A 5,220-nucleotide genomic window follows, 5' to 3' on the forward strand; every position below is an offset into this window, starting at 1 on the left:
TTTGCAGGCCCGCCACCAGCACTTCGATTTTCTTCGGTGGACTTCTGCGTGCGCTGCGCCAGCCCGCGCACTTCGTCAGCCACCACGGCAAAGCCGCGACCGGCTTCACCGGCACGCGCCGCTTCGATGGCGGCGTTGAGCGTCAGCAGGTTGGTCTGCTCGGCCACCGACTTGATCACGTCCATCACGCTGCCGATCTTCTGGCTTTCCTGCTGCAACTGGCCCATGGCCTCGGTGGAGCGGTTGACCTCGACCGCCAGGCGCTCGATCTGCGCGATGGCCTGGGCCACCACCTGGTCACCGGCACGCGCCTGGCCGTCGGCATCGGTCGCGGCTTCGGAGGCATGTTCGGCGTTGCGCGCCACTTCCTGCACGGTGGCCGCCATTTCATGCATGGCGGTGGCCACCTGGTCGGTCTCGACCTTCTGGCTGTTGACCCCGGCATTGGTCTGCTCGGTGACCGCCGACAGCTCTTCGGCGGCACTGGCGATCTGGGTAACCCCATCACGAATGCCGCTGATCAGGTCGCGCAAGGTCGAGCCCATGCGCTGAATGCCTTGCTGCAGCACGCCCAGTTCGTCACGACGCGTGACACGTATGCTGTGAGTGAGGTCGCCAGCGGCGATCTTCTCGACCACGGCGAGGGTTTCCTGCAGTGGGCGGGTGATCTGGCGGGTGATGAGCACCGCTGCCAGCACGCCGAACAGCAGGGCTGCCAGGGTGCTGGCCAGCTGCCAGGTACGCGCCTGGCTGCTTTCGATGTCGCGGCGCTGCAACTGGATGCTGTAGAGCTCGTTGCTCAGGCGCACGATGTCGTAGCCCTGTGCCGTCATCTCCTTGCGCGCTTCACTGATGGCGGTGTTGGTCGCCTTGTAGGCGCGCACCGCATCGCCGTAGCGCAGCGCCGCCGCTTCTAGCGGTTGTGCACGTGATTCGCTGGTGGTGAGCTGGCGAATGGCGGCCAGTGCGGTGTCGAGTTGGCGCGCCGCTTTTTGTTCGGTTTCGGCGGTGAGGTCGGCGATGTAGCCGCGCATTTCGAAGCGTGCCAGCAGCAGTTGCTGGCGCACGTCGGTCAGGCGTTTGAGCAGGGCCAGGCGGGTATTGTCGTCCTGTGCCGAGGCCAATGTATCGGCTACCAGGCGGTCCATCTGGGCGCCTGCCTCGGTGGCTGCCACGCCCATCGCCTTGCGTGCCGCAGCACCCTGGGTGTAGGCGGTGCGCATCTTGTTCAGCGACACCTGGTAGGCCGTGACCACTTGCTCCTGCTCACGCAGCAGCTTGAGGTTGTCCGGGCTCTTGAAGGTGTTGAGCAGCTTCTGCTGCTTGGCCATGAAGGCATCGAGCTTGACCTGCATGTTGGCGGCGGTCTTGTCGTCGCGTCGGCAATCATGTACTGCAAGCGCGCCACGCGCAGCTCGGTCAGTTCGTTGTTGAGCTGGGTGATGTCACTCATCCAGTTGCTGCGGTCGATCAACCCGCCCAGGCTGGTCCACCCGGTCAGGGCCAGCAGGCCGGTCAGCAGCAGCACCAGGCCGAAGCCCAAGGCAAGTTTCAGGTTGACGCTGATGTTGGCAAACCAGCTGTTCATGCAATCCCTCCAGGGTGTTCTAAACGCTCTCTTGATCTCAATCGCTGGAAGGTTTTTTTTCTTGGAGGCCAGCCGACGTGAGCTGGTTCTATCGGCTGAATCTGACAGAGCTGAAACGCTTTTTTGCTAATTCCGACAAAATCGATCAACAAAGTGTTTATGGGTGTTTCCGCTCCCGCGCAAACACCCTGTCATGGCCTCAAAGGGTGCTCGCGCCAAAGGTATCGCACTGGTTGATGTCGCCTTTGGCGAAGCCGGTCTTGAACCAGCGTACGCGCTGCGCGGAGGTGCCGTGGGTGAACGAGTCGGGCACCACGCGGCCTTTGCCCTGCTGTTGCAGACGGTCGTCGCCGATCGCGTTGGCAGCGTTCAGGGCTTCTTCGACATCGCCTGGCTCCAGCCAGTTATGACGCTGTTGCGCCTGGTAGGCCCACACCCCGGCCAGGCAGTCGGCCTGCAGTTCCTGGCGTACCAGCAGGCCATTGTCGCCCTGCAGGCGCTGGCCATTGCGGCGTGCCTGGTCGACCTTGGCCGACACGCCGAGCAGGGTCTGCACATGATGGCCGACCTCGTGGGCGATCACGTAGGCCTGGGCAAAGTCGCCGGCGGCGGAAAAGCGCTGCTCCATCTCACGGAAGAAACTCATGTCCAGGTACACCTGCTGGTCGGCCGGGCAGTAGAACGGCCCCGTGGCCGAAGAGGCGAAGCCGCAGGCGGAATTGACCTGGCCACTGAACAGCTTGAGGGTCGGGTCCTTGTACTGGCGTCCGGCCTGGGCAAAGATCGCGCGCCAGGTGTCTTCGGTGTCGCCCAGGATACTGGCGACAAATTCGGCCTGCTCGTCACCGGCCGGGGGGGCCTTGCGTTCACCTGTGCCGAGCGGGGCGCTCTGTTCGCTCATCTGCCCGGTCAATTGGCCAAGGATCTGCATCGGGTCCTGCCCGGTGAGCAGGCCGATGCCGACGATCAGCACCACCGCGGTCAGGCTCAGGCCCTTTCCGCCCATGCGCATGCCACCGCCACCGCCGCCGCCGCCGCCTTCACCGCGGGCGTCGACTACGTTGTCGCTGCGCCTGCCTTTTCGCCATAGCATGAGCATTCTCCTGAGCTTGAAACATGAAGATAAAGGTTAGTTCACTCGGCCTGACGCTGTCGGCGTTTTACGCATAACCAAATGGTTATGGATGCCGGGGTTCTTTTCAATGTTCGCGGGCCCGTGCCTGGGGGACACTGCCGATCACGCCTGCTCCGTGCAGGCCTCCAAAAAACCAATAAGAGGAGAACGGCATGTCTGCACCAGACACCAGTCGTTTCGTTATCCGTGATCGGAACTGGCATCCGAAAGCTTTTACCCCTGACTACAAGACCTCCATTGCGCGTTCGCCCCGCCAGGCGCTGGTGAGCATTCCACAGTCCATCAGCGAAAGCACTGGGCCGGATTTCTCCCACCTGAAATTCGCCGAGCACGACAATGACCTGCTGCTGAACTTCAACCATGGCGGCTTGCCGATCGGCGAGCGCATCATCGTGGCCGGCCGCGTGTGCGACCAGTATGGCAAGCCGATTCCGCACACCCTGGTGGAGATGTGGCAGGCCAATGCCGGCGGTCGTTATCGCCACAAGAACGACCGTTACCTGGCACCGCTCGATCCGAACTTCGGTGGGGTTGGCCGGGCACTGACCGACAGCGAGGGCTACTACAGCTTCCGCACCATCAAGCCGGGCCCGTACCCCTGGCGCAACGGCCCGAACGACTGGCGCCCGGCGCATATCCACGTGTCGGTGAGCGGCCCGTCGATTGCCACCCGGCTGATCACCCAGCTGTATTTCGAAGGCGACCCGCTGATCCCGATGTGCCCGATCGTCAAGTCGATCGCCAACCCGGATGCGGTGCAGAGCCTGATTGCCAAGCTCGACATGAGCAACGCCAATCCCATGGACTGCCTGGCCTACCGCTTTGACATCGTGTTGCGCGGCCAGCGCAAGACCCACTTCGAAAACCGCTGAGGAGCCCCGTCATGCCTATCGAACTGCTGCCGGAAACCCCTTCGCAGACCGCCGGCCCGTATGTCCACATCGGGCTGGCGCTGGAAGCGGCCGGCAACCCGACCCGCGACCAGGAAATCTGGAGCCGCATGGCGCGCAGCGATGCGCCCGGCGAGCACATCGTGCTGATCGGCCATGTCTATGATGGCAACGGCCACCTGGTGCGCGATTCGTTCCTGGAGTTCTGGCAGGCCGATGCGGCCGGCCAGTACCACGACGATTACAACCTGGAAAAACCCTTCAACAGCTTTGGCCGCACCGCCACCACCTTCGATGCGGGTGAGTGGACGCTGGAGACGGTCAAGCCGGGTGTGGTCGCGAATGCGGCCGGCGTGCCGATGGCGCCGCACATCAACATCAGCCTGTTTGCGCGTGGCATCAATATCCACCTGCACACCCGGCTGTACTTCGATGATGAAGGCGCGGCCAACGCCAAGTGCCCGGTGCTCAACCTGATCGAGCAGCCGCAGCGTCGCGAGACCCTGGTGGCCAGGCGCTGCGAAGTGAATGGCAAGCTGGCCTACCGCTTCGACATTCGCATCCAGGGTGACGGCGAGACGGTGTTCTTCGACTTCTGACCTGCCTGGCCCTGCTGGCCCCTTCACCGCGAGGCGCGGGGCCAGCAGGGCCGTCGTCATTCGTACGCACTGACCCCCGCAATATGCCGCCCGGCGATGTAGCCGAACGTCGCCGCCGGCCCCAGGTTGATCCCTCCCGCCGGGTAATGCCCGCCCATGATGCTGGCCATGTCGCAACCGGCGGCATACAAGCCGGCGATCGGCTGTTGCTGCGCATCCAGCACCTGCGCGTGGGCATTGGTCCTGAGCCCGGCAAATGTGCCAAAGCAGCCCGGCTCCACTTTTACCGCATAGAACGGCCCCTGCTCGATCGGCGCCACGCATGGGTTGGGCTGGTGCAGTGCATCGCCCTGCTTGCGGTTGTATGGCGTACTGCCGCGACCGAATGCGGGGTCCTGGCCCTGGCGCGCATGCCGGTTGTACTCGCTGAGGGTCGCGCTCAAGCCGTGTGCATCGATGCCGCAGGCGTTGGCCAGTTGTTCGATGGTATCGCCGCGCTTGAGGTAGCCGCTGCGGATGAACGGCGCCACCGGCAACGGGAACGGCCGCGAGATGCCCAGGCCGTAGCGACGCTGGAAGCTGTGGCTGCAGATCAGCCATGAGGCGACCTGCTCGCCGGGTGCACTGGCGACCATGGCGCTGACGTAGTCGTAGTAGCCATTGGCTTCGTTGACGAAGCGCTTGCCGTTGGCCAGCACACCGATGATGCCCGGCTTGGCGCGTTCGATAATGTGCGGGAAGTGCCCGAACGAGCCGTCCTTGTACGGTACTTTCGACACCGGCGCCCAGGCCACCGGGCTGTGCAGGTCGTCGGCCACCCGCGCGCCCACGCTTTCGCCCAGGCGCAAGCCATCGCCGCTGGCACCCAAGGGCGGCAAGGCCAGGTGCTCGAGGCCGGTGGGGGTACGCGGGAACAGCGCCTTGCGCCGCTCGATGTCGTTGGGGAAGCCGCCTGCCGCCAGCACCACGGCCTTGCGGGCATGGATCGTGACCTCGCCGCCGGCGGTC

General features: G+C 64.2%; 6 protein-coding genes and 1 pseudogene. 2 read left to right on the forward strand and 5 right to left on the reverse strand.

Translation table 11 applies throughout. The annotated features are described in order from the left end of the window. The 4 genes and pseudogenes from G3436_RS29130 to ypfJ form a co-directional block, all read right to left on the reverse strand. A partial coding sequence (locus tag G3436_RS29130) for a methyl-accepting chemotaxis protein (protein WP_420801257.1) occupies positions 1 to 545 on the reverse strand: 545 nt, incomplete at its 3' end. A 39-nt stretch (positions 546 to 584) separates the two neighbouring features. Further along, a pseudogene (locus G3436_RS29140) lies at positions 585 to 1,331 on the reverse strand (methyl-accepting chemotaxis protein); the annotation flags it as partial. Continuing rightward, positions 1,229 to 1,588, reverse strand: coding sequence for a methyl-accepting chemotaxis protein (locus G3436_RS29145; protein ID WP_420801256.1), 360 nt, complete (start codon positions 1,586 to 1,588; stop codon positions 1,229 to 1,231). The gene G3436_RS29145 and the pseudogene G3436_RS29140, both read right to left, overlap by 103 nt. A gap of 199 nt (positions 1,589 to 1,787) precedes the next feature. Next, positions 1,788 to 2,681 (reverse strand): KPN_02809 family neutral zinc metallopeptidase, encoded by an 894-nt coding sequence (ypfJ, locus tag G3436_RS25605; RefSeq protein ID WP_163950988.1) that lies wholly within the window; start codon positions 2,679 to 2,681, stop codon positions 1,788 to 1,790. A 194-nt stretch (positions 2,682 to 2,875) separates the two neighbouring features. Here ypfJ and pcaH point away from each other — a divergent pair, with 194 nt between their 5' ends. Next, entirely contained in the window at positions 2,876 to 3,595 is a 720-nt protein-coding gene (pcaH, locus tag G3436_RS25610; protein WP_163950991.1) for a protocatechuate 3,4-dioxygenase subunit beta, read from the forward strand. An 11-nt stretch (positions 3,596 to 3,606) separates the two neighbouring features. Then, entirely contained in the window at positions 3,607 to 4,212 is a 606-nt protein-coding gene (gene pcaG / locus G3436_RS25615) for a protocatechuate 3,4-dioxygenase subunit alpha (protein ID WP_163950993.1), read from the forward strand. A 56-nt stretch (positions 4,213 to 4,268) separates the two neighbouring features. On the opposite strand, the gene G3436_RS25620 is transcribed toward pcaG, so the two are convergent. Next, on the reverse strand, positions 4,269 to 5,220 hold a 952-nt coding region (locus G3436_RS25620; protein WP_163950996.1), incomplete at its 5' end, for an FAD-binding protein.

Source organism: Pseudomonas brassicae (assembly GCF_010671725.1).
Taxonomy (GTDB): domain Bacteria; phylum Pseudomonadota; class Gammaproteobacteria; order Pseudomonadales; family Pseudomonadaceae; genus Aquipseudomonas; species Aquipseudomonas brassicae.

What these genes read in the sequence shown, in the direction of transcription:
- G3436_RS29145 (WP_420801256.1), bottom strand. Translation starts at nt 1,588, where the DNA reads ATGAACAGCTGGTTTGCCAACATCAGCGTCAACCTGAAACTTGCCTTG.
- ypfJ (WP_163950988.1), bottom strand. Translation starts at nt 2,681, where the DNA reads ATGCTATGGCGAAAAGGCAGGCGCAGCGACAACGTAGTCGACGCCCGC.
- pcaH (WP_163950991.1), top strand. Translation starts at nt 2,876, where the DNA reads ATGTCTGCACCAGACACCAGTCGTTTCGTTATCCGTGATCGGAACTGG.
- pcaG (WP_163950993.1), top strand. Translation starts at nt 3,607, where the DNA reads ATGCCTATCGAACTGCTGCCGGAAACCCCTTCGCAGACCGCCGGCCCG.